Below are 26254 nucleotides of genomic sequence, written 5' to 3' on the forward strand. Positions count from 1 at the left end.
TCGCTCAGAACCACAATGTCGCGCGCACCACGAGACCACGTGCGCGGGCCGCTGACGTCAATGGAAACCGGTATTGCACCGTCACGTCGAGATAGCTTGCCGGCGCGGTATACCTGCCTTCGCGAAACCAGTACCGGAACTGGACGCCGGGCCCTACACCGATTGCCGTCCTGTCCGCCTGACGATTGTCGTGATCGCCGGCCACCGCGACGTGCGGGTAGACGGTCAGCCGATCGCTGAGCATCGGCAAACGCCACGTGTGCCCGTAACGCAGTTCCGAATAGATGATGTATCGGCCGGCTTTGATGAAGTACGCCCCTTCGACATAGGCCTGCCAGCTGCGCCAGCTCGGTTCGGTGACCCGCAGGTCGGTGCCCGCTTCCGACGAATAGCCCAGACGCATCAGCCAGTCCGCCATCGACAGGCTGCCGATATGAAACAGCCGCTCGGCGGTCACCACCACGTTCTGGTCGGGTATCGGCTTGTAGCGCGCTCCCACCGACCCTTGCACGGTCGGCATGCCGGTCACGTTGCCGTTGCCGTCGTAGGCCGTGCCGTATCCGCGCACGAAGAACTGGAGGATGCGGCCGTTCTGATAGCCGATCTTCGGGGGCTGCCAGTACGCCTCGACACCCGGCTGGAGCACGCTGATGGTGCCTTGCGGGCCGAATGCGGCCGACTGGTATGGCGCGCTCAGCACGAAACCCCAGGTGCGCTCCAGTTGTTCGACTTCCCGCCGATAGCCGAACTTGCGCTGCGTGTCGAACGCGTGCTCGTTTTCATCGGCGTCGAGACTGTGTTCGAACAACTGGACGGACTGCTCGTTCAATCCGATCCGCTTCGCGGTATAGCCCGCGTCCGCGTAGTTCATCGCGTTGCCGGCGCCGCCGGCGAAACCCTCCTGAAATGCGTCGAGCGCCTCGCGATCCTTGTGTTCGCGCAGGAGGTCATAGGCCTGCTGCAACTTCTGTGTCGCGCTATCGTCGACCGGCGCCAGCGGCGGCTGATCGACTTGCCGTGCTTGCGCCGCGATCGACGCGGCCATGTTCCGCTCGGTGTCCGTCGATGCGTCGCTGGCCGCCAGGTCCGCCATGCGGATAGCACTTTCGCGGTCACCGGCCTGCAAGCTCAGTTGCGCGATACGCACCTGGATCACGGCCGATTTTTCATCGGCCAGCGGCGCCAGCGCAACACCGGCCTCATGCGGGCGATTTGCCGCGAGCGCGCTGTCCGACCATGCGAGACGCAGGTTGCGCTGCTGGTCCTTGCTCCATTTCCCGGTCGCGACGGCGGCCGAGAAATCGCGACACGCGACGTCGTAATGCATCTGCCGCTGCGCCAGGTAGCCATGCTGCGCCAGTACGGCCGCGCTTTTCGGAAAGCGAACGCTCAGCGATTCCAGCATCGCGTCCGCTTCGTCAACTTTTCCTTCCCGCCGGTATATGTCCGCGAGCAGCAGCCCGAGCTGCTCGCTTCCAGGCTGAGTCCTGACGGCACGCAGCGCGTACTCCTCCGCGCGGGGCAGATCGCCTGCGTTGATCGCCTTGTATGCGCCGTCGGCGAGCCGATAGGCCTTGGGTGTCAGTTGCCGGGCGGCCGATGCCGGAGCCTGCCAGGCCAGCGACATGGCGATCGCCAGGGCACTCAGCCGTGCGCAGCGCTTGAGACCAGCCGCGATCGGGCGTGTCGAGCGCTTCATCGCTGTTCTCCCGACGGCTTGTTCACCTGAAAGGCCTGCAGCGTCGCATCATTGTCGTCGCGTACCCGTGCGAGCTCGACGAAGCGCGAGTGCCGGGCGAGTTCGGCAGCGATCTCCGTATCGCTGGCGATGAAATAGGCAACGTTCGATCGGGCTCCCCGCCGCACGACATCCTGTTCGTCCTGCGTGAGCGGCCGCCCGACCGCGATGTTCAGCGTCCCGTCATCCGAGGTTGAAAACGGAACGGCCAGGTATGCGTACTGCAGCTCGAATGCCAGCGAGTCCGCGAAGTGGCCCACCGCGATGTTGCCCAGGCTCACCCGGGGCAGCTCCGCCTGCTCGGCGATGGCATCGGCCAGCGATTCGGCGGATAGCGCGCTGCCTTCGAGCAACAGTTCGCCCAGCCGCTTGCCGCATGTCAGTTGTTTCTCGAGGCTGGCCTGCAACTGCTCCAGCGTGACCACGCCCCAGCCGACCAGGAGTTCACCGATCTTGAGGCGCGCCTTGCCGAGCGCTTCGTTCGACAGGTAGGTGTGACTGGTCTTGTCCCATGCAATCGGCTTGCCGCTCACCAGGTGGCCGATATAGATGCGCCAGGCCCGGCAGACCGCGTAGAAATTGATCAGGTTGTTGACGAGCATCCTCGGGATCGAGAGCAGCCCCTGGACCGGACCGTTCAGCTTGCTGACGAAGTGGTAGCGTTGCACGGCCCGGACGCACAGCATGACGGTATTCACCCATAGCAACGGCGCGACCCATGCGCCGATGGTGACGAGGCGCGCGCCGACGGGGATCACATGGCCGGCTCTCTGAAGGGCGGCAAGCAACAGGAAGTTGATCAGCACTCCATAGGCAATGACCGAAAACAGCGACGTCACGATGCCCTTGCGATCGTGGAAGAACATGTAGCGGGTGAGGAGGTCGCCCTTCCAGCCGAGTTGCTCCCAGCCCTGGAAGGCGATGCCGACGATCCAGCGCGCGCGCTGCCGGTATGCGGCGCGAAACGTCTCCGGAAAATACTCGCGCGTGGCCAGCAGGTTTTGACTGGCGCCTCCACGCTCTGAATGCCCGCCGCCGGCATCGCGTGCGACATCCGAGAGCGGAAAGCGGGCAAAGGTTTCCTTCATGCCGAGGTCTCTCAACCGGAAGCTGAAGTCGTAGTCCTCGGTCAGGGAACTGGTGTTGAACGGAGCGCCGCCACGGGCCTTCGTCGCTGCCTCGATCGAGCGCCGGCTGTAGCACGATGCAACGCCCGCGCCCGGAACGATACCGGTCAGGCGGGCCCGCACCGGCACGTCCTTCTGGTGCGTTTCGCTGAAATCGTCGAGATAGCAGCCCGCCACGAACTCGTTCCATTTCCGCGGCAATGACAGGACCGGAAGCTGGACCAGGTCGCTGTCCGCCACCGCATGGTTGAGGTACTTGAGTTCAATCGGATGAACGACATCTTCGCAGTCGTGCATGACGACGCCCGCGAACCGAATATGGTGGACTTCTTCGTAGCGCAGGATCGCTTCGACGATCCAGTTCAGGCAATCGGCCTTGCAGGTCGGCCCGTCGTTCATGACCGTCGCACGCGTCACCCGCCCCGGGTACCTGCGCACCATCCGCTCGACTTCCGCCGTGGTTTCCGCGTCGTTGTGATAGGTTCCGACGAAGATGACATAGCGCTCGTACTCGATGGTCGCCAGGGTGTTCTCGATCATCTTGGCGATCACGTCGTACTCTTTCCATGCCGGCACCATGAGTGCCAGATGGCGCTCCTCCAGCGCGCGCAGCATGCCGACATCGATGGTCTGCGATTTCTCGCGACGCAGGATTCGCCCGATTTCGAATGACCAATAACAAGCGTCCAGCGTAAGGTCATCCAGCGTGCTGACCAGGATGACGATGGCGGTCACAATGGCGACGAAGTTGAATGCATACAAATATGCACTCCATATCATATTATCCATTTCCGCGGCTTTCTCTTGTATGTGCTTCTTCCCCGTCATACCAACGCAAGACGAAACGCTCCCCGTCCCCGTCGACCCCGTCACGTCCACTCCGCGGCTGACGCCACATCAATTCATGTCGCACTCGAAATAATCGATCAGGTATCGAGCGCTATTGATACGACCACGTAGCAGCACCAGGAATGCAACGTGCCGAGTGGATGACTTTTGAGAGCCGGTTTCCCCCGCTTGCTTGCCCCCGTCCCTGCATTCGCCAACGCGTTCAGCCATTCCTGATCCTGCGTCTCGCGGTGCTCCCCGGGCACCGTCTTCTCGACGCACCTCGCTTCAAGCAAGTCGCGCGCCATCATCGCGCCACCCTTGAGCCTTCCGGGCTCCGCGCATGCGCTATACGCAATCGGTGAATCGATCCGAGCCAAATGTTTCAATGCTGAAACGCGGTCGGGCGATCCGCTGAAAGGTGTTTGGCAGGTGCGCTGCAGCGCATCGGTTACCGCCATCGGCGGGGCGTCACGCAATTCCGGCGGTGACTGGCTTTCCGTGAACCGGCCTTGCGGGCTTTACGCGTGCCGGATTAAATTCGGCGACCCAGGCGGCGTTGCATGCGTGAAACGTTTATCGAAACAATTTTTGACTGCCGTAACGCGCCGATTTCGGCGTCGCGGCCAGGTGCACATTTGCGGCGGATGGTACGAATCTAGCTTGAAAGCAAAGCCATCCGGTTTTTCATTTTTTTATCCGATATCAAGCACGCAATAAATCACGACATAACACCCCGATTTTAAAGGGGGAATTCGCCGTGCTCGTCTCGTTAACGAGATGAACGCAATTTGCATATCAAAGGATGAAAATCATGCCTGCGCGTCGCAATCAATCTTTTCGAAACGGGTTAATCACCGCCGGGATACTCGTCGCATTGACTTCCACGCTCGTCGTCACCGTCGCGGTTCGGGACACGAGCGCGCAGCAGGCGAACACGCCGTCCATCGGCAAGGTCAAGCCCCCGCCATTGCCGAACGGTTCTGCTCACGTCAACGTGAAACCCGGCATGTCCGACGAGGATTGGGAAAAGGCCTACAAGGAGACGGGACGCCCCAAGTTCGACAGGAAGTCCGTCAAGAACGCCAATGGCAACGTGGAACGTGACTAGGGAGAAACGGCCATGAAAAAGATCTTGATCGTCATTGCCCTGCTCGCCGGACTCGCACAAATGACCTTGCCGGGCACAGCGCACGCGCAGGCCACCACGGCCCATACGCTCGTGCTCTACGACAATCCGGCCAACGACCCGTATTCGAAGCTCGGCCTGATATACAGCATCATGTTGAGGAACCTGCTTGGCCACTTCAATACGACGGTCGATCTGGTTCCGATACAGAACTATACGTCCGGCATGGTCGCAAACCACGACGTCACGTTCTACATCGGCGACTACTACAACAACCCGATTCCGACGGCATTCATGAGCGACGTGATGACCGCCACGAAGACGGTGGTCTGGTTCAAGTACAACTTGTGGCAGCTCGCGTGGAACACGGCCTATACGTTCAACCAGACCTACGGGTTCGGCTTTCAAGGCCTTGCCGGGATGAACGCGACGCCTTCGTCGAGCAATCCGAATCCCGGCTTCTACGACACGGTCACGTACAAGAACCTGTCGATGGTCAAGTATTACGCGTATAACGCATCGACCGGCGCCATCAACGCGGACCCGGATGTCGGGCTGACCCAGGTCATCGATGCCACCAAGGCGCAGGTGCTCGTCACCATCAAGAACAGCCAGAGCGGTGCAACCGCGCCATACGTCATGCGCTCAGGCAAGTTCTGGTACTTCGCGGACATGCCGTTCTCCTATATCGGACCGACGGATCGATATCTGGTGATATGCGACATGCTGCACGACATCCTGCAAACCAATGCACCGGTGAATCATCGAGCGCTCGTGCGTCTCGAGGATCTCGACGCGTATACGACGACGAGTTCGATGAAGCAGCTCTCGGACTACCTGTACTCGAAGAGGATCAAGTTCACGATGGCGACCATCCCGCTGTATACGGATCCGAACGGCTTTTACAACGGCGGCGTGTCGGAGACGATCCATCTCGCGCAGGCAACTGGCCTCAAGAGTGCGTTGAACTATGCACTCTTGCGCGGCGGCTCGATCGTGATGCACGGCTACACGCACCAGTACGACTCGACACCGAACCTTCTGAACGCAGTCAGCGGCAGCGACTTCGAGTTCTGGTATGCGGTGCAGAATCGTCCGGTCGATGAGGACTCCGTGCAATGGGCGAAAGGCAGAATGGCCGATGGCCTGCTCGAGTTCACGCTCAACGGCTACAAGATAGTCGGCTGGGCCGCGCCGCAGTATCAGATGTCGCCGAAGGCAGCTGCGGCCACGGCGCAGACGTTCCCGACCACGTTCCAGCGGGCCGTCTACTACACGTCGACCAATCCGCAAATCGGAACGGGGGCGGCCAACCAGGACTTTTCGGCCGGGCAGTTTTTCCCGTACATCATCAACTCCGATTACTACGGGCAGCGGATCATTCCCGAGAACCTGGGCAGCGTCCAGTACAACATCTGCAATATCGACCCGTTCTCGTGCATCACGTACACGTGGCAGCAACTCATCACCAACGCCACGTATGGCCTGGCGGTGCGGGACGGCTTCGCGTCGTTCTTCTTCCATCCGTACTGGCTTGAACCCGATCTTCGATTGCCGGCTTACCAGGACTTCCAGAGTCTCGTGACCGGCATCACGAATCTCGGCTACACGTGGGTAGACGGCACGACGGCGAAGTGACGCGGGCTGACGGCAGCCTCGTGCGACCCGCAGCGGCAACGCGGGTCGCACGTTTGCGTTTGATCGGCTACGATGACGCGGGGGAAATGCTTCCGGGGAGGTCGCGATGATCACGTACGCCATCCCGGCCTTGCGCAGGCTCCAACAGCGTCTGGGCTGGTTCCGACAGGCCCGCCGGCCGCGCCGGCGCTCGCACGCGTCGCGTTCTTTCCGCGCGGCGACGCTCGCGGTCGTCGGTGCATCGCTTGCCATGGCCGCGTGTAGCTGGACGGCGCACGACGTCTACGCTGACGGAATCGTCTGGCAGGTGGACAACACGACGACGAATCCCGTCGGAAACTGGCAACAGCTCGGCGTGCACGATCTGTTGATCCAGTGGGTCGTCGTCGACGATACCGCGTACGTTGCCAACACCCGCATCCGTCCCGCGGCGCACCTTCCCGACTGGGAACGCATCGGTCGCGAGCCGTGGGCCAGAAACGTCATCCTGGGCCTGGCCGGCTACCAGGACGAAGCGCGGGCACGCACCCATCTGTCGACACTCGCGGATCAGTCCGTGGAAGTCGCACGCGTACCTGTCCCGTTGCATGTCACCGGCTACTACTTTCCGGTCGAAATCGATCCGACCTGGCAGGACGCGCCCAAGCTTGCCGAGATCCTGAAGGGGCTGCCGCGCCCGCTGTGGGTGAGCGTCTACGACCAGACCAACATCGGCGGAAAGGCACTGGCGGACTGGCTCGCGTCGTGGCTGCCTTCGGATGTCGGGGTGTTCTTCCAGGACGGCTGCGGCGTATATGCGCGCGAAGCATACGTCGCTCGCACCTATCTCGATGCGCTGGTTGCGCGCCTGGGAAAACGACGCGTGCGGATGATCGCCGAGGCCTTCCGGCCAGCCGAGCATGGTGGATTCCGTGCGGCCAGCGCCGAAGAATTGAGCAAGCAGCTAGCGGCTTATCGGGGCAATCCGGTCTACCTGTTCGATGGCCCGCACTATGTATCGGACAAGCTCACCCGTGAACTCGTCACCAGACCGGCCGAGCCGCCGGCGGTCGAGCCCGCCAGAACGAGTAGCCCCTGATCGTGGCTGCACCGGAGCGCCAACGCAGACGGCAAACCCCAGGCCGGCTGCCGTTCGGTAGAAAAACAAAACGCCCCGCCGAAACGGCGAGGCGCAATGCGGATCGCTCGGCCGCATCGGCGGTTCGTTTCGATGCGCGCGCCTGTCGTCCGGTTGAAAGCACGAACAGGCCTTGTGCGTCAGAACTCCATGTCGAGTTCGTCGATGTCTTCATGCTCCGCTTTCGCGGCCTCGATCCACTCCGCAACGAACGGATGCGCGAGCATGCGCATGCAGTACTCGGCGATATCGGGCTCGAGTTTCACGTCGTAGGTCAGGAATCGCGTGACGACCGGCGCGTACATCGCATCGGCGACGCCGATCTGTTCGCCGAACAGCCAGGGGCCGCCATACGCGGCCAGGCACTCGCGCCAGATCGTCACGATGCGCTCGATGTCGTGCTGCGCACGCGACCAGATCCGGAAACCCGGAAAATGCGCACGCAGGTTCATCGGCAGCGCGGAGCGCAGCGCGCTGAAACCGGAATGCATCTCGCCGCAGATCGACCGGCAATGCGCGCGCGCACGCCGGTCGCCGGGCAGCAGCCGCGCCTGCGGCCGGATTTCGTTCAGGTATTCGGCGATCGCGAGCGTGTCCCACACCGTGCTGCCGTCGTGCGTCAGGCACGGCACGAGAATCGACGGCGACAGCAGCAGCAGCTCCGCGCGCGACGCCGCATCGATCGGCACGCTGACCGTCTCGAACGCGAGCCCGCTCAGCTTCGCGAGCAGCCAGCCGCGCATCGACCACGACGAGTAATTGCGGCTGCTGATGGTCAACGTCGTCTGTCCGGTAGATTCCATGTCGCTCCCCTGCCGATTGCCGTTCGTGCCCCTGCACCGAAAACGCGCGCCGCACCATGCGAACCGCACCACGCCTGTGCGACGCGTTCGCCGATCTGGCGCAACGACGCACGGTACTGCGGCACGGCCTGCGGGCCGAACCGCGGCGGCAGCGCATCGCGTTCGGTCGTCCGGCTGCACGCGCCGCATGAATCGCCGCGCGTATCGCCAGGCATACCGCCGCGTTCGCGAACCGCGTGCAACGTGCGTGCCAGCCGCACGCTGGCACACGGCTTGCCTCGCTCAACTCAACGTGACGCAACGAGCAACGGTCATGAATCTGCTTGCCTATCCGTTCTACCAATGGTCTGCCGAATGCCTGCGCCCGGCGCGCGCATGGGCGGCCGCCACACGCGCGACGATGTCGCTGTGGCCGCCCGCCACGTCGACGCCGACGGGCCGCATGGTCGACGCGCTGTGCGAACTGCTCGAATGCTGCGCGTTCTCGCACCGGCGTCCGCCGTTCGGCATCGCATCGATCGTCGTCGATGGCGAACCGGTGCCGATCGTCGAGGAAACCGCGGCGGCCACGCCGTTCGGCACGCTGCTGCATTTCCGCAAGGCGCGGCCGGTTGCGCGCCAGCCGCGCGTGCTGATCGTCGCGCCGATGTCCGGGCATTTCGCGACGCTGCTGCGCGGCACGGTCAGCACGATGCTGGCCGATCACGACGTGTACATCACCGACTGGCACAACCCGCGCGACATCCCGCTCGCGGCCGGGCGCTTCGGCTTCGACGAATACGTCGGGCACGTGATCGATTTCATTCGCCAGATCGGCCCGGACGCGCACGTGCTCGCGATCTGCCAGCCGACCGTCGCCGCGCTTTCGGCGGTCGCGCTAATGGCTGCCGCCGGCGATCCGGCCCAACCCGCGAGCCTGACGCTGATGGCGGGGCCGATCGACTGCCGCGTGAATCCGACGAAGGTCAACGCGCTCGCCACGAGCCGGCCGATCGAATGGTTCGCGCACAACCTGATCAGCGTGGTGCCGGCCGGCTTCGCCGGTGCGCAGCGTTGCGTGTATCCGGGCTTCGTGCAGGTCGGCGCGTTCATGTCGATGAATCCCGACCGCCATGCCGCTTCGTTTGCCGACCTGTACTACGAGCGCGCGAAAGGCGACCCCGCGAAGGCCGACACGCTGCGCGACTTCTACGACGAATACTTCGCGACGGCCGACCTCACCGCGGAGTTCTATCTGGAAACGGTCGAGAAAGTGTTCCAGCAATACGCGCTCGCGCGCGGCGAACTGACGGTCGGCGGCCGGCTGGTGGAACCGGCCGCGATCCACCGCACCGCGTTGCTGACGATCGAGGGCGAGAAGGATGACATCTGCGCCGTGGGCCAGACGGTGGCCGCGCAGGAGCTGTGTTCGGGATTGCCGCCCTACCTGAAAACGCACCACGTGCAGACGGGCGCAGGCCACTATGGCGTGTTCAACGGCAGCCGCTGGGAAACGCAGATCTATCCGATCGTGCGTGCGACGATCCATGACAACGAGCCGTACGATCGCACTGCCGATACGGACGGCGGAGCGAGCGGCACGCACTACGTGACGCTGCGGTCATTGCTCGACGCGCGCGCGGCCGGTCACGATGCGGCGACGGCCGCGACACAATCCGATCACGTGCACTGACCTCGCGCGGGATGGCAACGATCGGCGCGGCACATCCGCGTAGCCAATGAATCGCCCCGCCGGGGTGGCGGGGCGCGATACCGGGCAGTGCGCAAGCGGCGACGCTCGCGCGGCCCGCCTGTGTTACGAACAGGCCTTGCCGTGCGACGCGTGGTAACCCTTCGACTTCGCATCGGCTTCCGACATGTAGCTGCCGTGCTTCGTCTTGCCGTAGTACTTGTCGGTCGAGCAGTGGTAGACCTTCGTGCTGTCGTTGACCCACACCTTGCCCGCGCCGCCGCCAGGCGCCGCTGCGGCGGTCGTCGCGGGCGCGCTCTTCGCCGGTGCCGCGCCGGATGCAGCGGAAGCCGCGGTCGCGGGGGCCGCGGCCGGTGCGCTGGCCGCGGCTGCCGACGATGCGCCGTACCACGTCTTCACGCCCTTGTGACCGGCGCATGCGCCCTTCTTCGACGCGCCCGAGTAGAACGAGCCGTCCTTGCACAGCCCGGTCGTGCCGGCCGGCGCGCTGGCCGGAACCTGTGCGAACGCACCGATCGACACGCCCATGCCCGCGACGAGCGCGGCGATCAACATTGTCTTTTTCATCATCCTCTCCTGATTTGCCTGAACGGGAAAAACGGCCCGACGCGATGCCGGGAATACCGCGCCGGGGTCAACGTACCCAGCGGCACACGCGGTGATGGTGGTGATCGAAATGGCACACGCGGTGCGAATGGGCTTCGGCCAGCGCCGGCACGAGGGCGGCGCAGGCAACGGCCGTCACGGTCAGAATCTTCGCGATGCGGGTCATGGACATTCTCCTGGGTAGGCCAGCCGGTGGTCCGGCTGTTACGTCCTTAACGCCGGTCGCCGACGCGCCGTGCACCGCACCTGCATCGAATTGACGATCTTTGACACCGTGTAACGAAACGTCACGCAAGGCTGACAAACTGCCGTCTTTTTTTTGATTTTCCTTACGCGTGAATGCTTCGGAAGACGAATGATCCAAGCAGGACCAGATGCGGGAAAAGGACCCATAAAAAAAACCGCCCGAAGGCGGTCTGTCGTGGCTACGCGGATGCCTCGCATCCGGGACGACCGGGCCATGCGCCCGCATCGCCCCACGGCGTCGGCGCGGGCACGTCGCGTGGCCCTTCGACGTCGATCGACTTGAAATCGGCCGGCCCGACGATCTCCAGATGCTCCATGTCGGGCGAGTGGTCGAACAGGTAATTGGCGTTCCAGGTTGCAGCGGCGCCCGCTTACTTGAGCCGCCCCGACAGGAACTGTCCGAGCCGCTCGCTCTTCGGATTCACGAGAATCTGCTGCGGATCGCCTTCCTCTTCGATCTTCCCCTGGTGCAGGAAGATCACGTGGTTCGACACGTTGCGCGCGAAGCCCATCTCGTGCGTGACGACGACCATCGTGCGCCCTTCCTCGGCCAGCTTCTGCATCACCTTCAGCACTTCGCCGACGAGTTCCGGATCGAGCGCCGACGTCGGCTCGTCGAACAGCATCACCTCGGGTTCCATCGCGAGCGCGCGCGCGATCGCGACGCGCTGCTGCTGGCCGCCCGACAGGTGCGACGGATACATGCCCTCGACGCGCGGCGCGAGGCCGACCTTCTCCAGATACTTGCGTGCCCGCGCAACGGCTTCATCCTTGCCGATCCCCAGCACGGCCATGGGTGCCTCGATCACGTTCTCGAGCACCGTCATGTGCGCCCACAGGTTGAAGTGCTGGAACACCATCGACAGCTTCGTGCGCATCCGCTGCAGCTGCTTCTGGTCGGCCACGCGCAGCGAGCCGTTGCGGTCGCGCGCGGTCTGGATTTGCTCGCTGCCGATCGTGATCTGCCCCGAGCACGGCTGCTCGAGGAAGTTGATGCAACGCAGGAACGTGCTCTTGCCGGAGCCGCTCGAGCCGATGATGCTGATCACGTCGCCGGCCTTCGCCTTCATCGAGACGCCCTTCAACACCTCGTTGTCGCCGAACTTCTTGTGCAGGTTGTCAACGGTGAGCTTGTACATGCTTGATCCTTTCTTGCGAATTAGTGGCCGCGCGGCGAGAGGTACGCGAGCCAGCGCGTCTCGAGCTTGCGGAACGCCCAGATGAGCGTGAACACGACGATGGCGTACAGCACGGCGGCGATGCCGTAGGCCTGGAACGACATGTACGTCGCGGAGTTGACGTCGCGCGTGACCTTCAGGATGTCGGGCACGGTCGCGGTGAACGCGAGCGTCGTCGCGTGCAGCATCAGGATCACTTCGTTGCTGTAGCTCGGCAGCGAGCGGCGCAGCGCGGACGGCAGGATGATGCGCGTATAGAGCTTGAAGCGCGACATCCCGTAGGCCATCCCGGCCTCGATCTCGCCGGCCGAGGTTGCCTTGATCGAACCCGCGAAGATCTCGGTCGCATACGCGCATTCGTTCAGCACGAACGCGAGCAGCGTGCAGTTCATCGCGTTGCGGAAGAACGCGTCGAGCAGCACGTGGTTGTGCACGACCTGCAGGCTGTAGATGCCGGTGTAGCACATCAGCAGCTGCACGTAGAGGGGCGTGCCGCGGAACACGTATGTATAGAGCCATACCGGGCCGGAGATCCAGCGGTTCGACGACGCGCGCGCGATCGCGAGCGGCACGGCCAGCGCGAAGCCGAGCGCGATCGACACGACCAGCAGCCACAGCGTGATCGCGAGGCCGCTGAAGCGGTAGCCGTCGGTATAGAGATAGCTTTGCCAGTACTGGCTGACGAGTTCGATCACAGTGCAAGCCTCCGGACGCCGACGGAATAACGCTTCTCGAGGTGGTGCAGCACGACGTTCGACACCGTCGTGATCGCGAGGTAGATCGCGCCGGCCGCGAGCGTGAAGAAGAAGAAATCGAGCGTGCTCTTGCCGGCATCCTGCGATGCCTTCACGACATCGGCGAGACCGATGATCGACACCAGCGCGGTGGCCTTCACGAGCACCTGCCAGTTGTTGCCGATGCCCGGCAGCGCGAAGCGCATCATCTGCGGGAACAGGATCCGGTGGAACACGCGCCAGCCGCTCATCCCGTACGCGAAGCCCGCTTCGAGCTGGCCGCGCGGCACCGCGAGGAACGCGCCGCGGAACGTCTCGGTGAAGTACGCGCCGTAGATGAAGCCGAGCGTGATCACGCCGGCCACGAACGGGTCGATGTCGATCTGGTCCCAGCCGAGCACATCGGTCACGTCGTTCAGCAGGATCTGGATCCCGTAGAACAGCAGCAGCATCAGCACGAGATCGGGCACCGCGCGGATCAGCGTCGTATAGAACGTGCCGACCGACTTGAATACGCGGTGGGTCGACAGTTTCGCGGCCGCGCCCGCGAGGCCCAGTACGAGCGACGCGGCGAGCGACAGCACCGCGAGCTTCACGGTCTCGACCGTGCCGGCCCACAACAGCGGGCCAAATCCTTGGAAGATCATATAGGGGATCCAGAACGATGTGGCTGGATTGTCAACAGCCATTAACCGTGCATCAAACGATATCTGCGCACTACCTGATGCAACCTGCTCATCAAGCCGGACGCATCGCGCGAAGCGGGTTGCACCCGGCAACAGACGCGGCGCGCGCCACAGCCGATGCGCGCCGCATGGACGGTCAGCCGCCGTAGACGTCGAATGCGAAGTACTTCTTCTCGAGCTTCTTGTACGTGCCGTCCTTGATCATGTCGGCGATCGCATGGTCGATCTTCGCCTTCAGGTCGGCGTCGTCCTTGCGCAGCCCGATGCCGGCGCCGTTGCCGAGCGTCTTCGGATCGTCGATGTCCTTGCCGGCGAATTCGAAGTTCGCGCCGCGCGGCGCCTTCAGGAAGCCGATGTCGGCCTGCACCGCGTCCTGCAGCGCGGCGTCGAGGCGGCCGGACATCAGGTCCTGGTACACGCCGTCCTGGTTCTGGTAAGGCACGACCTGCACGCCCTTCGGCGCCCAGTAGGTCTTCGCGTAGGTTTCCTGGATCGTGCCCTGCTCGACGCCGACCGACTTGCCCTTCAGCGATTCGGCCGTCGGCTGCAGGCCGGTGCCCTTCTTCGCGACGAGGCGCGTCGGCGTGTTGAACAGCTTGTCGGAGAACGCGATCTGCTCGGCGCGCGCCGGCGTCATCGACATCGACGACAGCACGCCGTCGAACTTCTTCGCCTTCAGCGCCGGGATCATCCCGTCGAAGTCGTTCTCGATCCACACGCATTTCGCCTTCAGGCGCGCGCAGATCTCGTTGCCGAGATCGACGTCGAAGCCGACGACCTTGCCGCTCGCGTCCTTCGATTCGAACGGCGGATAGCTGGCGTCGACACCGAACCGGATCGTCGACCAATCCTTGGCGTGGGCACCGACCGCGATGCAGGCAAGGGCAATACTGAGCGCGAGTTTCTTCATGGCGTTCCTGTCATAGGCAAACTGGGCACGGGTCCCGTCGGGCGTCGCCGCCGCGAACCCTTCCAACCCGAAAGCCGCCCGTCTGGCGACCTCCGAAGTTGTACATACAACTTTGCCTTTTCCAGGTCACTCCCAGCAATCCGTGTTTATCTCTAATTGTCGGTTGATTGTTTCCATGAGCGAATATCCCTTATATTTCAATTAACTACACATTACATGTAGATAAAATCCAGCTTTCAGAACGAGTCTGCCGCGCCGAAGGCACGATCGCATTTGTCTATACTTTTTCGTTTGCCGCGTGCGTCGGCACGGCGGCCGCGGTCCGTGCTGCGTTGCGGGCCCACGATCCGCAGTCCGGATGCAGGCCGGGATAACCCGAATCACCGGTCCGCAGTCCGGCCCGTTCGTCGTCGAACCCGGTACACTCCGCCCGGACACCGCACGAAGACCGACCGCGACGGCACGCGGCAGCCGTCTCTTGAACAGCCATGCAATGACCACACCGATCTATCAGGAAATCAAGGACTTCATCCTCGCGCGCATTCATGCGGGCGAATGGGCGGAAGGCGACCAGGTGCCGTCGGAGAACGAGCTCGCGCGCGAATTCAACGTCGCGCGGATGACGGTCAACCGCGCGCTGCGCGAGCTGACGGCAGAACAGGTGCTCACGCGCACGCGCGGCTCCGGCACGTATGTCGCGTCGCCGAAATACGAATCGACGCTGGTCGCGATCCGCAGCATCTCGGATGAAGTCGCCGCGCGCGGCCATGCGTATCGTGCGCAGGTGCTGGAAGTCGGCGCGGCCGTCGCCGACGTGAAGCTCGCCGACGAGCTGCAGCTCGACACCGGCAGCCCGATCTTCCATTCGCGCGTGCTGCACTTCGAGAACGACACGCCCGTGCAGCTCGAGGAGCGCTGGGTCAACCCGGCCTGCGCGCCTGAATACGCATTGCAGGACTTCACGACGACGACGCCGAACCAGTACCTGACGCGCGTCGCGCCGCTGCAGCGGGTCGAGTACCGGATCGAGGCCGCGATGCCCGATGTGCCGACGCGCCGCCACCTGACGATGGACGAACGCGAGCCCTGCCTGCTGCTGCATCGGCGCACGTGGTCGCAAGGGATGGTCGCGGCGGTCGCCAACCTGTGGCACCCGGGCAGCCGCTACCGGTTCACCGGGCATTTCTGACGCGCGGCGCGTCAGCGCGCGCCGGGGCGCCCCCAGCGCACGATCGCGTCGACCGCCCGCCGCAATCCATCCTCCCGCGCGATTCGCGCACCGAGTTCGGCGGCACGCGCTTGCGTGTCGGCACGTGCCGCGAACGCGATCGCGCGTGCGAGCGCAGCGGCCTCCACGCGCCGCCCCGCCACCGGCGCATCGGCGACACCGAGCCGTTGCAGCCGGTTCGCCCAGAAGAACTGATCGCCCGCGAACGGCACGACGACCGACGGAATGCCCGCACGCGCGGCCGAATGCGTGGTGCCCGATCCGCCGTGGTGAATCGCCATCGCGACATGCGGAAACAACCGGTCGTGCGGCGTCTCGCCGATCACGCACACGTTCTCCGGCAGCATCGACGCATCGATGCCGCTCCAGCCCGGATGGAACAGCGCGCGCCGGCCGTCGAGCGCCTGGTCCAGCGCACCGACCATCGCTGCCCGGTCGAACCCGGCCATGCTGCCGAAACCGATATACACGGGCGGGGCGCCCGCTTCGAGAAATGCCGACAGCGCGGGCGGCGGCGTCCACGCCGGCGCATCGACGCGCCACTGTCCCCACGCCAGCACGTTCGCCGGCCAGTCGGCCGGATCGGACAGCAGTGCCGGCGACACGCCGTACAGCATCGGATGATCGGTCCACACGCGCCGGCGCGACGACAGCCCGCACATGCTGGCGCGCGCCGCATTGGTCGCGTTCCTGAACGCGTGCCACAGCAGCGCGTTCACGAACCGGTGGCTGGCGCGATTCAGCCAGCGCGGCACCTTGCCGGGCGGCAGGAACGGCGACGCGAACGCCGCGGTCGGCGTGATCGGGATCATCCCCGTGCCGATCGCCGGCACGCCGCGATACTCGGCGACCGACAACCCGACGAACGATGCAAGCCCCGACACGAGGATCGCATCGCAACCGGCGGATGCGTCGGCGACTTCGCGCATCCATGCCGCCGTGTTCGCATTTGCGATCGCCGCGAGCGCCTTCGACGTGTCGTTGAAGCCGCCGCGCCCGCGCACCGCGTCGGACAATGCGCCATCCGGCGCGATCGCCGCACGGATATCGCCGGACAACGGCGCGGACGGCACGCCGAGCGCGGCGGCCGAGCCGAGCGTCGCCGAGTCAGCCAGCAACCGGACCTCATGGCCGGCATCCAGCAGCGCACGACCGAGCGCCGCGAGCGGGCGCGTGTCGCCTTCGGTGCCGTAGGTGGCGATGACGAGCTTCATGCGTGACTCCTCGTGCGCGATGCAGGCGAGTGGATTCATAAAAATGCACGTCGTATACTAATGCAATTCGTACACTTTCCGTCGATACCGAGCCATGCCGATGACGACCGACGATCCGGGCCGCCGCGCGCGCAAGCGCATCCAGATGCTCGCGCATCTCGCCGCCACCGGCGCACGCCTGTTCGATGCGCACGGCTACGATGCCGTGACGATGGAGCAGATCGCCGCGCGGGCCGACGTCGCAAAGCGTACGCTGTACAACCACTTTCCGACGAAGGAAGCCGTGCTCGCGCACTGGCTCGAAGGTGAACTCGCGCGCGATCTCGCGCATCTGCAGCGCGACGTCGCGCGACGGAAGACCTTCGCGTCGCGAATCGCGTGCGTGCTCGATGCATCGGCCGCGTGGTGCGAGCAGCATCCGGGGTACCTGCTCGCCTACCTGCGGCATCGGTTCCTGAGCATCGGCGCGGTGGAAGCGGAAGGCGGGAAGGAGAACGGCAGCGACATCGCGCTCGTGTGGCAGCAGCTGATCGCGGCCGGCCAGCAGACCGGCGAACTGAACCCCGCGCTGGCGGCCGACCAGCTCGCCGCGTGGTTCCATCACCTGTATCTGGCGGCGATGCTGCGCTGGCTGACCGTGCCGGGGTTGTCGCTGAAGCGGGAATTCCAGTCGATCGCGAAGCTGTTCGTCGAAGGCGCGCAAGCGAAGCCGTAAGCGGCCGCCGCGGCCCGCCAGGCGCTCAGAGCCGCCCGAGCACGACCGCGAGCAGCGTGCGACCGAAGCGGGCGACCGCCACGCCGCATGCAACGAACGTGCGCTTCATGGCTTCCTCGACGATCTGGCCGCCGGCGCACGGCGCTTCGGCGTCCGCGCGCCGCCGGCCGGCCATTGCGTCTCGTCGAGCAGCCGGTCGAACAGGCGCGCGCGCTCGTCCGCCGACAGCGGGCACAGCCCGAACATCGCCGACAGCGCGATGCCCCACGCCGCCTTCCAGCGCAGCAGCGCCAGGTCGGGATCGTCGGATTCGGCGGCAATGCGCCGCACATTCTTCGCATCGGTGTCGCGGACCTTCTGCAACGGCTCGGGATCCTCGACGAGCGCCGCCATGATCGCGAGCGCCGCCGACGGCTGCTGGTCGATCACCTCGCGCATCGTCGCGATCTGCGCGGACAGCGTCGGCTGCGCTTCGCCCGGATCGCGCGCGGCCAGGTAGTCGCGCTGAAATCGTTCGTAGTAGTCCTGCTGATGTTCCATCAGCGCGTTCAGCACGTCGCCTTTCGTGCGGAACTGATGCATCAGCCCGCCCTTGCTGATGCCGCTTTCGCGCGAGATCGCATCGAACGTGAGCTTGCCCGGGCCATCGCGCTCGAGAATCGCGAGCGCCGCCTGGATCGCGGCAGTGCGCGTTCGCTCGGAACGCGTCGGGTTGTCCATGACCTTTTCCCGGTATGAAGTGACACGATGCGGCGGCGCCGAACCGGCGCGGCCGCATGCAGGAAGTGCGCGGAGTCTATCACAAACAAACCGCCTGGTCGGTTTACATCCAAAAACGGCGGTGCTACGATCGGCTCCCGCGTCACCCGTGGCGGCAACGCAATGGCTGCGAGGACCGGCCATCGGCACACGAGCATCGCCTGCGGCGGGGCTGTCCGGCCGATGACCGACGCCGGAAGGCCCTGTCGCGCCCCGAATTCATGGGGCAACCTCGTCCCAATAACAAACCGCCTAGTCGGTTTTTTTAGAAACCCGCTGCACCACCCTTCGCGCCGATCGACGGCGCTAACCCGAACCCGGAGATATGCATGAACCGATCGACCGCCTCCCGCCACCTGACCCACGTCGCGCTTTGCGTCGCACTCGCCGGATGCGCCGGCGTCCAGCCCGCCCGCTATACGGGCATCGAATCGTCCCCTTACCTGCGCAGCGATCCGCAGGACAAGTCCGGCCGCATCCCGTATCGCTACGCGCTGCCGACGGACTGGCATAGTTACCGGAAGCTGATCCTCGATCCGGTCGCCGTATATCGCGGCACGGACAATCAGTTCGGAAGCCTGAGCGATCAGGACAAGGCGACGCTCGCCGCCTACATGGGCGACACGTTCGCCAAGAAGCTCGGCAAGCGCTTCGAGCTGACGAACGCGCCGGCCCCCGACACGCTGCGCGTGAAGCTGACGCTGACGGGCGCGGTGACGACGACGGCCTTCGCCGGCGCGTTCGCGCATTTCGACCTCGCGGGCAATCTCTACAACGGCGTGCAGGCGATACGCGGCCGCGAAGGCGCATTCACGGGCTCCGTCATCTATGCGGTGGAGATCCGAGACGCAGCGACGAACCGGCTGATCAACGCATACGTGACGAAGCAGTATCCGAACGCGATGAACGTCGGCGCGAGTTTCGGCGCGCTGAGCGCGGCGAAGACCGGCATCGACAAGGGTGCCGATGCACTCGTCGCGCAGTTCGAGTAACGCGCGAGCCTGTGCCGCACGCGTCTGGGCCCGCTGGCCGCGCGCGACGATCTGGCTCGTCCCGCTTGCAGCCGCGGCGTGCTTCGTCGCGTGGGGCGTCGCCCTGCTCGACAACCGCGGCCCGACGATCACGATCGCGTTCGCGACCGCCGACGGGCTCGAAGCCGGCCGGTCGACGCTGCGGCTGCGCAACGTCGAAGTCGGCCGGGTCACGCGCGTTCGCGCATTGCGCGGACAGGCCGGCGTGCGCGTCGACGTGCGGCTGAACGCCGACGCGCATGCGCTTGCGAGCGCCGGCGCCCGCTTCTGGATCGTGCGGCCCCGCGTCGGTCCCGACGGAATCTCCGGGCTGGATACCGTACTGTCCGGCGCGTATATCGCGGCCGCACTCGGCGGCGGTGCCGGCGTACCGCGCGCGACGTTCGCGGGACTCGATGCGCCACCGGGCGACGAAGACGGCGGCGGGCGCCGCTACACGCTGCGCGCGGCATCGCTCGGCACCGTCGGGATCGGCTCGCCCGTCTATCACCGGCGCGCACGCGTCGGCCAGGTGACCGGCTATGCGCTCGATCCGGATGGACACGGCGTATCGATCGCGGTGTTCGTCGCCGCGCCGTTCGATCGCTACGTCGACACCGACGCGCGCTGGTGGCAGGCCGGCGGCGTAGGCCTGCGGCTCGACGCGGACGGCATGCAGCTCGGCACAGCGTCGCTCGCCGCGCTGTTCGCCGGCGGGCTCGCGTTCGCGGCACCGGCCGGACGCACGGCGATCGTCGCGGCACCGGACGGCGCGCGCTTTCGCGTAGCCGACGACGAAATCGACGCAATGCGCACGCCGAACGCACCGGCCGCACCGGTCGTGATGCGTTTCGACCGCTCGCTGCGCGGCCTCGACGTCGGCGCGCCGGTGGATTTTCGCGGCATCGAGCTCGGCCGAGTGACCGCAGTCGGCACCGAATACGACCCGCAACGCGGCAACGTCACGATGCGCGTGACGATGGCCCTGTATCCCGATCGCCTCGGGCAGCGCTATCGCGACCTGCTCGGCAACGGCGACTCCGAGGCCGGCAAGACGCTGCTGCGCACGCTCGTCGCGCGCGGACTGCGCGGCCAGCTGCGCGTCGGCAACGTGATCGCGAACCGCTCGTACGTCGCGCTCGACCTGTTCCCGAACGCGCCGCCCGCGTCGGTCGACACGAATCGGTTGCCGATCGCGCTGCCGACCGTACCCGGTACGCTCGACGTGCTGCGGGTACGGATTACCGACATCGTCGGCGCACTTTCCCGATTGCCGCTCGATCGCGCGGGCTTGCGCATGAACGCGGCGCTCGCACACACCGCCGCGCTGTTCGCGCAGCTCGATACCGAACTCGCGCCGCATGCGTGCGACAGGCTGGTTGCCGCGCGACAGGCGTTCACGGCCGCGCGGGCGACGCTCGGGCAGGACGGTGCGTCCGCATCGAACGTGCACCGCGCGCTGACGCAATTCACGCGTACGTCGAGCGCGCTGCGCGCGCTGGCCGGCGATCTGGAGCGCCATCCGGAATGGCTGCTGCCCGGCACCGCGGGCGACGCACGGCCGGCCGACGCATCGCGCACCGCGAGCGAGGACCGCTGAACGCATCGCGCGATGCGCAGGGATTTTTACAACGAATGCACGGACGGGATGCCAAATTTTCCGCGCAGCAGTATGCTGGTGTCGTACGGCCCCGCACGATGCCTCGGGCAATCCCCTAGTCCGCACGTCGTCGCACCGCCGTCGCGACCGCAATCATGCGTTGCAAGGAGGGCTTCGTGATGACTACCACGCATCAGCACTTCCACCTCGAACTACGGCACGCCACCGCGCCGACGTATTTCATCAGCTACCTGTTTCCCGCGTTGTTGTTCGTGTACGAACTGCTGCGCGTCGGCCAATGGATCCGCGATCACGGGATGCAATTCGCCGCGTTCAAGCAGATGGGTTACGAGTATTTGCTGATGCTGCTGTTCGTCGGGCTGCAGATCATCGTCGAGGCGATCTTCCTGCTCGGCGCCGCGATGCGCCGCGATCATCGCGATTTCGAGCATCGCCTGCCGAACGTGGTCCTCGGCATCGGCTGCTCGATTGCGCTGCTCGCGATCGATCTCGCGATCCAGCTGTCGTTCTGAGCCTGCGCACCGGCGGGTTCGGCCCGCCGGTCACATCGCGCTTCGGCGCTCGAACGTTCAGGCGAGCGCGTCGCGCAGGAACGTCGCCACGGCCGCGAGTACGTCGTCGGTCCGCTCGCGATGCGGCATGTGTCCGCATCCGTCAAGCAGCAGGAACGACGACGGCCCCGTGACGCGCGCGACGATCCGCTTCGGATGCACGTCCGACCCGTATTCGTCCTGCTCGCCGTGAATCGCGAGCGTCGAACAGCGCACGCGCGGCAGTTCGTCGTCGAGACTCCAGCCGCGAAACGCCGGCGACAGCCACGTGTCGACCCACGCACGCAGCACCCATTCGGCCTTGTCGCCGTGATAGCGCACGAGCCGGTCGAGTTGGCCGGGCGCGTCGAACTGCTGCCCCGCATCGCGAATGCCGTCGAGCGTGCGATCCTCGACGAACGCCTGCGCGGCGACCGTCACCAGCGCGCGGCACCGCGCGGGATACGCCGCCGCGCATCCGACCGCCATGCCGCCGCCGACGCTGTGCCCGAACGCCACGAACGCATCGGTCCCGAACCATTCGAGCAGCGCGTGGAAGCCATGATCGGCCTCGTCGCGCACGAACGTCGTGCCGAGTTGTCCCGGATGGCGATCAGACCGGCCGAAGCCAAGCCGGTCGTATGCGATCACGTCGCGCCGGGTGGCGCGCGCGAGCCGCGCGGGGAAGTCGCGCCATAGGTCGACGCAGCCGAGCGAATCGTGCAGCAGCACGATCGGTGCGGCCTGCATAGGCGCGGCCGGCTCAGATGCGGCCGGCTCAGGCGCGGCCGTTGCCCGCGCGGGCACGCCGCGCCAGCGCTTCGCGAAGAGACGCCCTTGCGGCGTCTCGACCCAGGTCTCCTCGGTCACGATTTCAGTCATGTGTGTATCGTCTGCATGAAGGCGGCCGCACGCGGGCGTGCCGCATCGAATGCCGACGATGGTGGCCCGGCGACGCGCGCGGCGTCAAGCCAGCCCCCACCGCCCGCACGCTCATTCGGGCTGCGGCGGCAGATACTCCATCTGCGACTCGTCGTACAGCCGGTAGATCAGCGCCTGCATCGCGCGGATGTCCTCCGATTCGTCGAGCATCCGCATGCTCATGATGATCGGCGACACGAGGTTCGGATCGTCGAGCGGCTTGTAGCTGATGTCGTCGCGCTTCAGGCCGTACACGCTGTGCGGCACGACCGACACGCCCTCGCCCATCGCGACGAGCCCGAGCGCGATCTGCAGTTCGCGCGTCTCGTAGATGCGCCGCGGCTGCAGCGCGCGATCGTGGAATGCCGCGAGCACCTGGTCCGCATAGCTCGGCCGCGGCGCCTTCGGGAAGATGATCAGCGTCTCGTTCACGAGATCGTGCAGCGACAGCACGGGCTTCGCGCCGTCGAGCACATGACCGACCGGCAGCGCGACGATCATCCGCTCCTCGCGCAGCACGACGCGCCGCACGCTCGGATCCTCGTGACGGATGCGCCCGAACCCGACGTCGATGCGCCCTTCCTTCAGCGCCTTGATCTGGTCCATCGTCGACATCTCGTGCAGGCTCAGCTCGACGGCCGGATACTCGCTGCGAAAGCGCCGGATGATCTTCGGCAGCATCCCGTACAGCGTCGAGCCGACGAACCCGACCGACATGCTGCGCTCGATCTTGCCGACCCGCTTCGTCATCGATTCGAGCTCGGTCGTCTGCGCGAGCAGCTGCACCGCGTGCGAATAGAAGAACCGCCCCGCGTCGGTCAGCTTCAGCGGCCGCGCGTTGCGCTCGAACAGCGGCACGCCGAGCGCCTCCTCGAGCTGCTGGATCTGCCGGCTGAGCGGCGGCTGCGCGATGTGCAGGCGCTCGGCCGCACGCGTGAAATTCCGCTCCTCGGCAACCGCGACGAAGTAGCGGAGGTGTCTCAACTCCATGTTCGAACCCTCCCGGACAGGCAACGGACGTTCATTCGGCCCCGCACGGACACATCCCGCGCCGGTCGTCCACGCTGGTCGCCCACGCTGGTCGCCCCGTGATCGCCTGCTCCCGATGCCATGACGATACCTCAGCCCGCGCCGATACCGGCGCGAGCAGCGTCGCGCCCGCCTTCGCTTCCGGCACCGCGCAAAGCAAAACGGGAAGCCGCCAGGCTTCCCGTTGCTTCATCGACGCCGCGTCGCGGCAGCGTCCCGACCGCACGTCATGCCTCGGTCGCGTACAGCGCATCGCGCTGCGCGTCGCTCAGCGAGTCGAGCGGCACGTCCGGTAGCCGATAGCAGATCATCGCGCCGTACAGCTCGGCCAGGCAGTTGCTGCCGGCGTCGAGCGCGTAGCCGTCCTCGCCGTCCGGCGCCGGCGGATACACTTCGCGCCACGCATTGATCGCGGCTTCGATTCGCACGATGGAAACGGGTCCGGCCTTCCGCTCGGCGGGTGATGCGCTCATGGATTCCTCTGGATTGCGCGCTCCGCGGGCCGGGCCGGCCTCGGCGGAACGATGGAAACGCCGGGCGCCGCCGGCCGCCGCGAGAAGCACGCGCCGGATGCCCGATCCGCGCCGCGCTCGTCGCGCCGGCCGGGCCGTGGCCCGGTAGGGTCGGGCAATATAACCGGCTTTGACCCCGTGCAGGGGAAAGCGGACAAAAAAAACGGAAAGCGCGCGGCTTCCCGTTTCGTTGCGCAGTCGCGCGGCGGCACGCCGCACCGGCATCAGCTCGCGGTTTCGCGGTTCTCCACGCGCAACGCCTGCGCGCCGCGGTTCGCGGCCATCCACGGCGCGATCTCCATGTCCTCGTAGCGCACGAGGCGGCTCTTGTTCAGGAACCGGTAGCCGAGCCACACGACGAGGAACAGCGGAATGCCGACGTAGGTCGCGGCCACGCCCGCCCAGTCGATCCGGTTCGCGAGGAACGCCTGATAGTCCTGGCCGAGCGCGATCATGAGACACAGCACGAACGCGAACATCGGGCCGAACGGGAACCACTTCGACTGGTACGGCAACTGGTCGAGCGTGTAGCCCTGCTTCACGTAGCCCTTGCGGAACCGGTAGTGGCTGATCGCGATGCCGAGCCACGCGATGAAGCCGGTCATGCCGGACGTGTTCAGCAGCCACAGGTACACCGTCTTGTCGCCGTACAGCGACGTGAAGAAGCACAGCGCGCCGACGGCGGTCGTCGCGTACAGCGCATTGCGCGGCACGCCGCCCGGCGACAGCTTCGCGAACAGCTTCGGCGCGCGGCCTTCCGTCGCGAGGTTGTAAAGCATCCGCGTCGACGCGTACATGCCCGAGTTGCCGGCCGACAGCACGGCGGTCAGGATCACCGCGTTCATCACGCCGGCCGCGAACGCGAGGCCCGCGTGGCGGAACACGAGCGTGAACGGGCTCACGCCGATGTCGGTCACATCGCTCTTCAGCAGGTTCGGGTCGGTATAGGGAATCAGCACGCCGATCACGAAGATCGCCAGCACGTAGAACAGCAGGATGCGCCAGAACACCTGACGCACCGCGCGCGGGATCGTCGTGCGCGGATGCTCCGATTCGCCGGCCGCGACGCCGATCAGCTCGGTGCCCTGGAACGAGAATCCCGCGATCATCGCGACGCCCATCAGCGCCGGCAGGCCACCCGCGAACGGCGCGTCGCCGATCGTCAGGTTGCCCCAGCCGTTGCCCGGCGCGCCCTTCAGAATGCCGAAGATCATCAGCAGGCCGACGCCGATGAACGCGACCACCGTGACGACCTTGATCAGCGCGAACCAGTATTCGGCCTCGCCGAAGCCGCGCACGGTCAGCGCGTTGAGCAGGAACATCACGCCGAGGAACGCGGCACTCCACCAGACGCCCGGCACGTCCGGGAACCAGTAGTGCATCACGAGCTGCGCGGCGACGAGTTCGACCGCGATCGTCACGGCCCAGTTGTACCAGTAGTTCCAGCCGAGCGCGAAGCCGAAGCCTTCGTCGACGTATTTCGCGCCGTAGGTCGCGAACGAGCCCGACACCGGCATGAATGCGGCCATTTCGCCGAGGCTCGTCATCAGGAAGTAGACCATCAGGCCGATCAACATGTACGCGACCATCGCGCCGCCGGGGCCGGCCTGCGAGATCGACGCGCCGGACGCGACGAACAGGCCCGTGCCGATCGAGCCGCCGATGGCGATCATCGTCAGATGGCGCGCCTTCAGCGCGCGATGAAGCTTGGGTGGGTTCGCGGACGAACCGGGTTGGTCGGAATTCGGAATTGCGGACATAAACGAGACGAACGTTGAGCGGGCCGGCATCCGGAGCCGGCGCATGCGGGATCGGGGCGCGGCGCGCCGCCTGCTGCGATGCATTCGATGCGGCCCCGATACGCGTTGCGCGCCGGGCGCCTGCGGCGAAGCGCGGATTCTACCCGATTCGTCGCGGGGACAGCTCGGGTCCGAACGCTCGTGCCAATACGGGCGGCCCCCCGCAGAATCAACGAGTTGGATGCGGCATGGGGCGACGACATGCCGGCGCAGCCGTGCACCGCGCCAAAAAGCCATGCACACAGAGCGGTTATTCCGCGATCCCCGGATAGCCAATACGCGATCGTTCCGGCAATGCCGTTTTAAAACAACAGATCGACCGCCATATGCGGTAATAATCAGACAAAAACCGCCGCCATAATTGACTCAAGTCAAATCGAACATATACGGTAACGCGGCGTAATCGTTCCGAATCGCCGTATACGCATGCATGTTTGCATCTCGCGGCCAAATTCGGGAATTCGCGAGATAATGCGGATTAATTCG

26 protein-coding genes are annotated in these 26254 nt (G+C 65.5%); 9 read left to right on the forward strand and 17 right to left on the reverse strand.

What is annotated here, in order from left to right; all coding sequences use genetic code 11:
- Window positions 1-4: 4 nt before the first annotated feature.
- The 3 genes from DIE23_RS05255 to DIE23_RS05265 all read right to left on the reverse strand — a co-directional run bounded on the left by DIE23_RS05255 (window position 5) and on the right by DIE23_RS05265 (window position 4154).
- On the reverse strand, window positions 5-1699 hold the full coding sequence (locus tag DIE23_RS05255) for an NfrA family protein (RefSeq protein WP_124611135.1): 1695 nt from the start codon (window positions 1697-1699) through the stop codon (window positions 5-7).
- Entirely contained in the window at window positions 1696-3654 is a 1959-nt protein-coding gene (locus DIE23_RS05260) for a glycosyl transferase family protein (RefSeq protein ID WP_124611224.1), read from the reverse strand. The genes DIE23_RS05255 and DIE23_RS05260 overlap by 4 nt, the downstream gene beginning before the upstream one ends.
- 137 nt (window positions 3655-3791) lie before the next feature.
- Window positions 3792-4154, reverse strand: a complete 363-nt coding sequence (locus DIE23_RS05265; RefSeq protein WP_124611136.1) for a hypothetical protein — start codon at window positions 4152-4154, stop codon at window positions 3792-3794.
- Between the two features lie 344 nt (window positions 4155-4498).
- On the opposite strand from DIE23_RS05265, the gene DIE23_RS05270 reads away from it, so the two are divergent.
- From DIE23_RS05270 to DIE23_RS05280, 3 genes are all read left to right on the forward strand, one after another.
- A complete protein-coding gene (locus DIE23_RS05270; protein ID WP_260435977.1) occupies window positions 4499-4804 on the forward strand; it encodes a hypothetical protein in 306 nt (101 codons plus the stop codon).
- Between the two features lie 12 nt (window positions 4805-4816).
- A complete protein-coding gene (locus DIE23_RS05275) occupies window positions 4817-6460 on the forward strand; it encodes a DUF2334 domain-containing protein (protein WP_124611137.1) in 1644 nt (547 codons plus the stop codon).
- 106 nt (window positions 6461-6566) lie between these two features.
- Window positions 6567-7538, forward strand: coding sequence for a hypothetical protein (locus DIE23_RS05280; RefSeq protein ID WP_124611138.1), 972 nt, complete (start codon window positions 6567-6569; stop codon window positions 7536-7538).
- Between the two features lie 179 nt (window positions 7539-7717).
- Here the strand turns inward: DIE23_RS05280 and DIE23_RS05285 are convergent, their stop codons facing one another.
- The gene (locus DIE23_RS05285; RefSeq protein WP_124611139.1) at window positions 7718-8380 is read right to left on the reverse strand and encodes a glutathione S-transferase family protein; all 663 of its coding nucleotides are present in this window, start codon (window positions 8378-8380) and stop codon (window positions 7718-7720) included.
- 313 nt (window positions 8381-8693) lie between these two features.
- Here DIE23_RS05285 and DIE23_RS05290 point away from each other — a divergent pair, with 313 nt between their 5' ends.
- On the forward strand, window positions 8694-10052 hold the full coding sequence (locus DIE23_RS05290; protein WP_124611140.1) for a polyhydroxyalkanoate depolymerase: 1359 nt from the start codon (window positions 8694-8696) through the stop codon (window positions 10050-10052).
- Window positions 10053-10175: 123 nt separating this feature from the next.
- On the opposite strand, the gene DIE23_RS05295 is transcribed toward DIE23_RS05290, so the two are convergent.
- The 7 genes from DIE23_RS05295 to DIE23_RS05315 all read right to left on the reverse strand — a co-directional run bounded on the left by DIE23_RS05295 (window position 10176) and on the right by DIE23_RS05315 (window position 14430).
- On the reverse strand, window positions 10176-10637 hold the full coding sequence (locus DIE23_RS05295) for a DUF3761 domain-containing protein (protein WP_124611141.1): 462 nt from the start codon (window positions 10635-10637) through the stop codon (window positions 10176-10178).
- 67 nt (window positions 10638-10704) lie between these two features.
- Window positions 10705-10842, reverse strand: coding sequence for an HHHH-motif protein (locus tag DIE23_RS39395; RefSeq protein WP_167359252.1), 138 nt, complete (start codon window positions 10840-10842; stop codon window positions 10705-10707).
- 259 nt (window positions 10843-11101) lie between these two features.
- On the reverse strand, window positions 11102-11239 hold the full coding sequence (locus DIE23_RS39400; protein ID WP_185646386.1) for a hypothetical protein: 138 nt from the start codon (window positions 11237-11239) through the stop codon (window positions 11102-11104).
- A 54-nt stretch (window positions 11240-11293) separates the two neighbouring features.
- Window positions 11294-12061, reverse strand: a complete 768-nt coding sequence (locus tag DIE23_RS05300) for an ABC transporter ATP-binding protein (protein WP_124611142.1) — start codon at window positions 12059-12061, stop codon at window positions 11294-11296.
- Between the two features lie 20 nt (window positions 12062-12081).
- Window positions 12082-12795 carry an ABC transporter permease gene (locus DIE23_RS05305; RefSeq protein WP_124611143.1) on the reverse strand — a complete coding sequence of 238 codons (714 nt, stop codon included), beginning with the start codon at window positions 12793-12795 and terminating at the stop codon, window positions 12082-12084.
- On the reverse strand, window positions 12792-13481 hold the full coding sequence (locus DIE23_RS05310) for an ABC transporter permease (RefSeq protein WP_124611144.1): 690 nt from the start codon (window positions 13479-13481) through the stop codon (window positions 12792-12794). Before DIE23_RS05310 ends, DIE23_RS05305 begins: the two co-directional genes overlap by 4 nt.
- A 175-nt stretch (window positions 13482-13656) precedes the next feature.
- Window positions 13657-14430 (reverse strand): ABC transporter substrate-binding protein, encoded by a 774-nt coding sequence (locus tag DIE23_RS05315; RefSeq protein WP_124611145.1) that lies wholly within the window; start codon window positions 14428-14430, stop codon window positions 13657-13659.
- Window positions 14431-14923: 493 nt separating this feature from the next.
- On the opposite strand from DIE23_RS05315, the gene hutC reads away from it, so the two are divergent.
- Window positions 14924-15619, forward strand: a complete 696-nt coding sequence (gene hutC / locus DIE23_RS05320; protein WP_124611146.1) for a histidine utilization repressor — start codon at window positions 14924-14926, stop codon at window positions 15617-15619.
- Between the two features lie 11 nt (window positions 15620-15630).
- Here hutC and DIE23_RS05325 read toward each other — a convergent pair whose 3' ends face one another.
- Window positions 15631-16872 carry a glycosyltransferase gene (locus DIE23_RS05325; protein ID WP_124611147.1) on the reverse strand — a complete coding sequence of 414 codons (1242 nt, stop codon included), beginning with the start codon at window positions 16870-16872 and terminating at the stop codon, window positions 15631-15633.
- A 94-nt stretch (window positions 16873-16966) separates the two neighbouring features.
- On the opposite strand from DIE23_RS05325, the gene DIE23_RS05330 reads away from it, so the two are divergent.
- On the forward strand, window positions 16967-17587 hold the full coding sequence (locus DIE23_RS05330; RefSeq protein WP_124611148.1) for a TetR/AcrR family transcriptional regulator: 621 nt from the start codon (window positions 16967-16969) through the stop codon (window positions 17585-17587).
- 105 nt (window positions 17588-17692) lie between these two features.
- Here the strand turns inward: DIE23_RS05330 and DIE23_RS05335 are convergent, their stop codons facing one another.
- Window positions 17693-18307 (reverse strand): TetR family transcriptional regulator, encoded by a 615-nt coding sequence (locus DIE23_RS05335; protein WP_124611149.1) that lies wholly within the window; start codon window positions 18305-18307, stop codon window positions 17693-17695.
- Between the two features lie 368 nt (window positions 18308-18675).
- Here DIE23_RS05335 and DIE23_RS05340 point away from each other — a divergent pair, with 368 nt between their 5' ends.
- From DIE23_RS05340 to DIE23_RS05350, 3 genes are all read left to right on the forward strand, one after another.
- Window positions 18676-19338 carry a DUF3313 domain-containing protein gene (locus tag DIE23_RS05340; protein WP_124611150.1) on the forward strand — a complete coding sequence of 221 codons (663 nt, stop codon included), beginning with the start codon at window positions 18676-18678 and terminating at the stop codon, window positions 19336-19338.
- Window positions 19313-20956 carry an intermembrane transport protein PqiB gene (locus DIE23_RS05345; protein WP_124611151.1) on the forward strand — a complete coding sequence of 548 codons (1644 nt, stop codon included), beginning with the start codon at window positions 19313-19315 and terminating at the stop codon, window positions 20954-20956. Before DIE23_RS05340 ends, DIE23_RS05345 begins: the two co-directional genes overlap by 26 nt.
- 179 nt (window positions 20957-21135) lie before the next feature.
- Window positions 21136-21489 (forward strand): hypothetical protein, encoded by a 354-nt coding sequence (locus DIE23_RS05350; RefSeq protein ID WP_124611152.1) that lies wholly within the window; start codon window positions 21136-21138, stop codon window positions 21487-21489.
- Between the two features lie 57 nt (window positions 21490-21546).
- On the opposite strand, the gene DIE23_RS05355 is transcribed toward DIE23_RS05350, so the two are convergent.
- The 4 genes from DIE23_RS05355 to DIE23_RS05370 form a co-directional block, all read right to left on the reverse strand.
- Entirely contained in the window at window positions 21547-22389 is an 843-nt protein-coding gene (locus DIE23_RS05355; protein WP_124611153.1) for an alpha/beta fold hydrolase, read from the reverse strand.
- 111 nt (window positions 22390-22500) lie between these two features.
- A complete protein-coding gene (locus tag DIE23_RS05360) occupies window positions 22501-23418 on the reverse strand; it encodes a LysR family transcriptional regulator (protein ID WP_124611154.1) in 918 nt (305 codons plus the stop codon).
- Window positions 23419-23684: 266 nt separating this feature from the next.
- Window positions 23685-23930, reverse strand: coding sequence for a DUF3717 domain-containing protein (locus tag DIE23_RS05365; protein ID WP_006761486.1), 246 nt, complete (start codon window positions 23928-23930; stop codon window positions 23685-23687).
- A 263-nt stretch (window positions 23931-24193) separates the two neighbouring features.
- On the reverse strand, window positions 24194-25729 hold the full coding sequence (locus DIE23_RS05370) for an amino acid permease (RefSeq protein ID WP_124611155.1): 1536 nt from the start codon (window positions 25727-25729) through the stop codon (window positions 24194-24196).
- Window positions 25730-26254 lie beyond the last annotated feature (525 nt).

This window comes from Burkholderia sp. Bp9143, from assembly GCF_003853645.1.
In the GTDB taxonomy this organism is placed as follows: Bacteria; Pseudomonadota; Gammaproteobacteria; order Burkholderiales; family Burkholderiaceae; genus Burkholderia.

What these genes read in the sequence shown, in the direction of transcription:
- DIE23_RS05365 (WP_006761486.1), bottom strand. Translation starts at nt 23,930, where the DNA reads ATGAGCGCATCACCCGCCGAGCGGAAGGCCGGACCCGTTTCCATCGTG.
- DIE23_RS39395 (WP_167359252.1), bottom strand. Translation starts at nt 10,842, where the DNA reads ATGACCCGCATCGCGAAGATTCTGACCGTGACGGCCGTTGCCTGCGCC.
- DIE23_RS05285 (WP_124611139.1), bottom strand. Translation starts at nt 8,380, where the DNA reads ATGGAATCTACCGGACAGACGACGTTGACCATCAGCAGCCGCAATTAC.
- DIE23_RS05255 (WP_124611135.1), bottom strand. Translation starts at nt 1,699, where the DNA reads ATGAAGCGCTCGACACGCCCGATCGCGGCTGGTCTCAAGCGCTGCGCA.
- DIE23_RS05350 (WP_124611152.1), top strand. Translation starts at nt 21,136, where the DNA reads ATGACTACCACGCATCAGCACTTCCACCTCGAACTACGGCACGCCACC.
- DIE23_RS05295 (WP_124611141.1), bottom strand. Translation starts at nt 10,637, where the DNA reads ATGAAAAAGACAATGTTGATCGCCGCGCTCGTCGCGGGCATGGGCGTG.
- DIE23_RS05270 (WP_260435977.1), top strand. Translation starts at nt 4,499, where the DNA reads ATGAAAATCATGCCTGCGCGTCGCAATCAATCTTTTCGAAACGGGTTA.
- DIE23_RS05260 (WP_124611224.1), bottom strand. Translation starts at nt 3,654, where the DNA reads ATGGATAATATGATATGGAGTGCATATTTGTATGCATTCAACTTCGTC.
- hutC (WP_124611146.1), top strand. Translation starts at nt 14,924, where the DNA reads ATGACCACACCGATCTATCAGGAAATCAAGGACTTCATCCTCGCGCGC.
- DIE23_RS05345 (WP_124611151.1), top strand. Translation starts at nt 19,313, where the DNA reads ATGCACTCGTCGCGCAGTTCGAGTAACGCGCGAGCCTGTGCCGCACGC.
- DIE23_RS05360 (WP_124611154.1), bottom strand. Translation starts at nt 23,418, where the DNA reads ATGGAGTTGAGACACCTCCGCTACTTCGTCGCGGTTGCCGAGGAGCGG.
- DIE23_RS39400 (WP_185646386.1), bottom strand. Translation starts at nt 11,239, where the DNA reads ATGGAGCATCTGGAGATCGTCGGGCCGGCCGATTTCAAGTCGATCGAC.
- DIE23_RS05275 (WP_124611137.1), top strand. Translation starts at nt 4,817, where the DNA reads ATGAAAAAGATCTTGATCGTCATTGCCCTGCTCGCCGGACTCGCACAA.
- DIE23_RS05340 (WP_124611150.1), top strand. Translation starts at nt 18,676, where the DNA reads ATGAACCGATCGACCGCCTCCCGCCACCTGACCCACGTCGCGCTTTGC.
- DIE23_RS05290 (WP_124611140.1), top strand. Translation starts at nt 8,694, where the DNA reads ATGAATCTGCTTGCCTATCCGTTCTACCAATGGTCTGCCGAATGCCTG.
- DIE23_RS05310 (WP_124611144.1), bottom strand. Translation starts at nt 13,481, where the DNA reads ATGATCTTCCAAGGATTTGGCCCGCTGTTGTGGGCCGGCACGGTCGAG.
- DIE23_RS05335 (WP_124611149.1), bottom strand. Translation starts at nt 18,307, where the DNA reads ATGGACAACCCGACGCGTTCCGAGCGAACGCGCACTGCCGCGATCCAG.
- DIE23_RS05370 (WP_124611155.1), bottom strand. Translation starts at nt 25,729, where the DNA reads ATGTCCGCAATTCCGAATTCCGACCAACCCGGTTCGTCCGCGAACCCA.
- DIE23_RS05315 (WP_124611145.1), bottom strand. Translation starts at nt 14,430, where the DNA reads ATGAAGAAACTCGCGCTCAGTATTGCCCTTGCCTGCATCGCGGTCGGT.
- DIE23_RS05325 (WP_124611147.1), bottom strand. Translation starts at nt 16,872, where the DNA reads ATGAAGCTCGTCATCGCCACCTACGGCACCGAAGGCGACACGCGCCCG.
- DIE23_RS05265 (WP_124611136.1), bottom strand. Translation starts at nt 4,154, where the DNA reads ATGGCGGTAACCGATGCGCTGCAGCGCACCTGCCAAACACCTTTCAGC.
- DIE23_RS05330 (WP_124611148.1), top strand. Translation starts at nt 16,967, where the DNA reads ATGCCGATGACGACCGACGATCCGGGCCGCCGCGCGCGCAAGCGCATC.
- DIE23_RS05355 (WP_124611153.1), bottom strand. Translation starts at nt 22,389, where the DNA reads ATGACTGAAATCGTGACCGAGGAGACCTGGGTCGAGACGCCGCAAGGG.
- DIE23_RS05300 (WP_124611142.1), bottom strand. Translation starts at nt 12,061, where the DNA reads ATGTACAAGCTCACCGTTGACAACCTGCACAAGAAGTTCGGCGACAAC.
- DIE23_RS05280 (WP_124611138.1), top strand. Translation starts at nt 6,567, where the DNA reads ATGATCACGTACGCCATCCCGGCCTTGCGCAGGCTCCAACAGCGTCTG.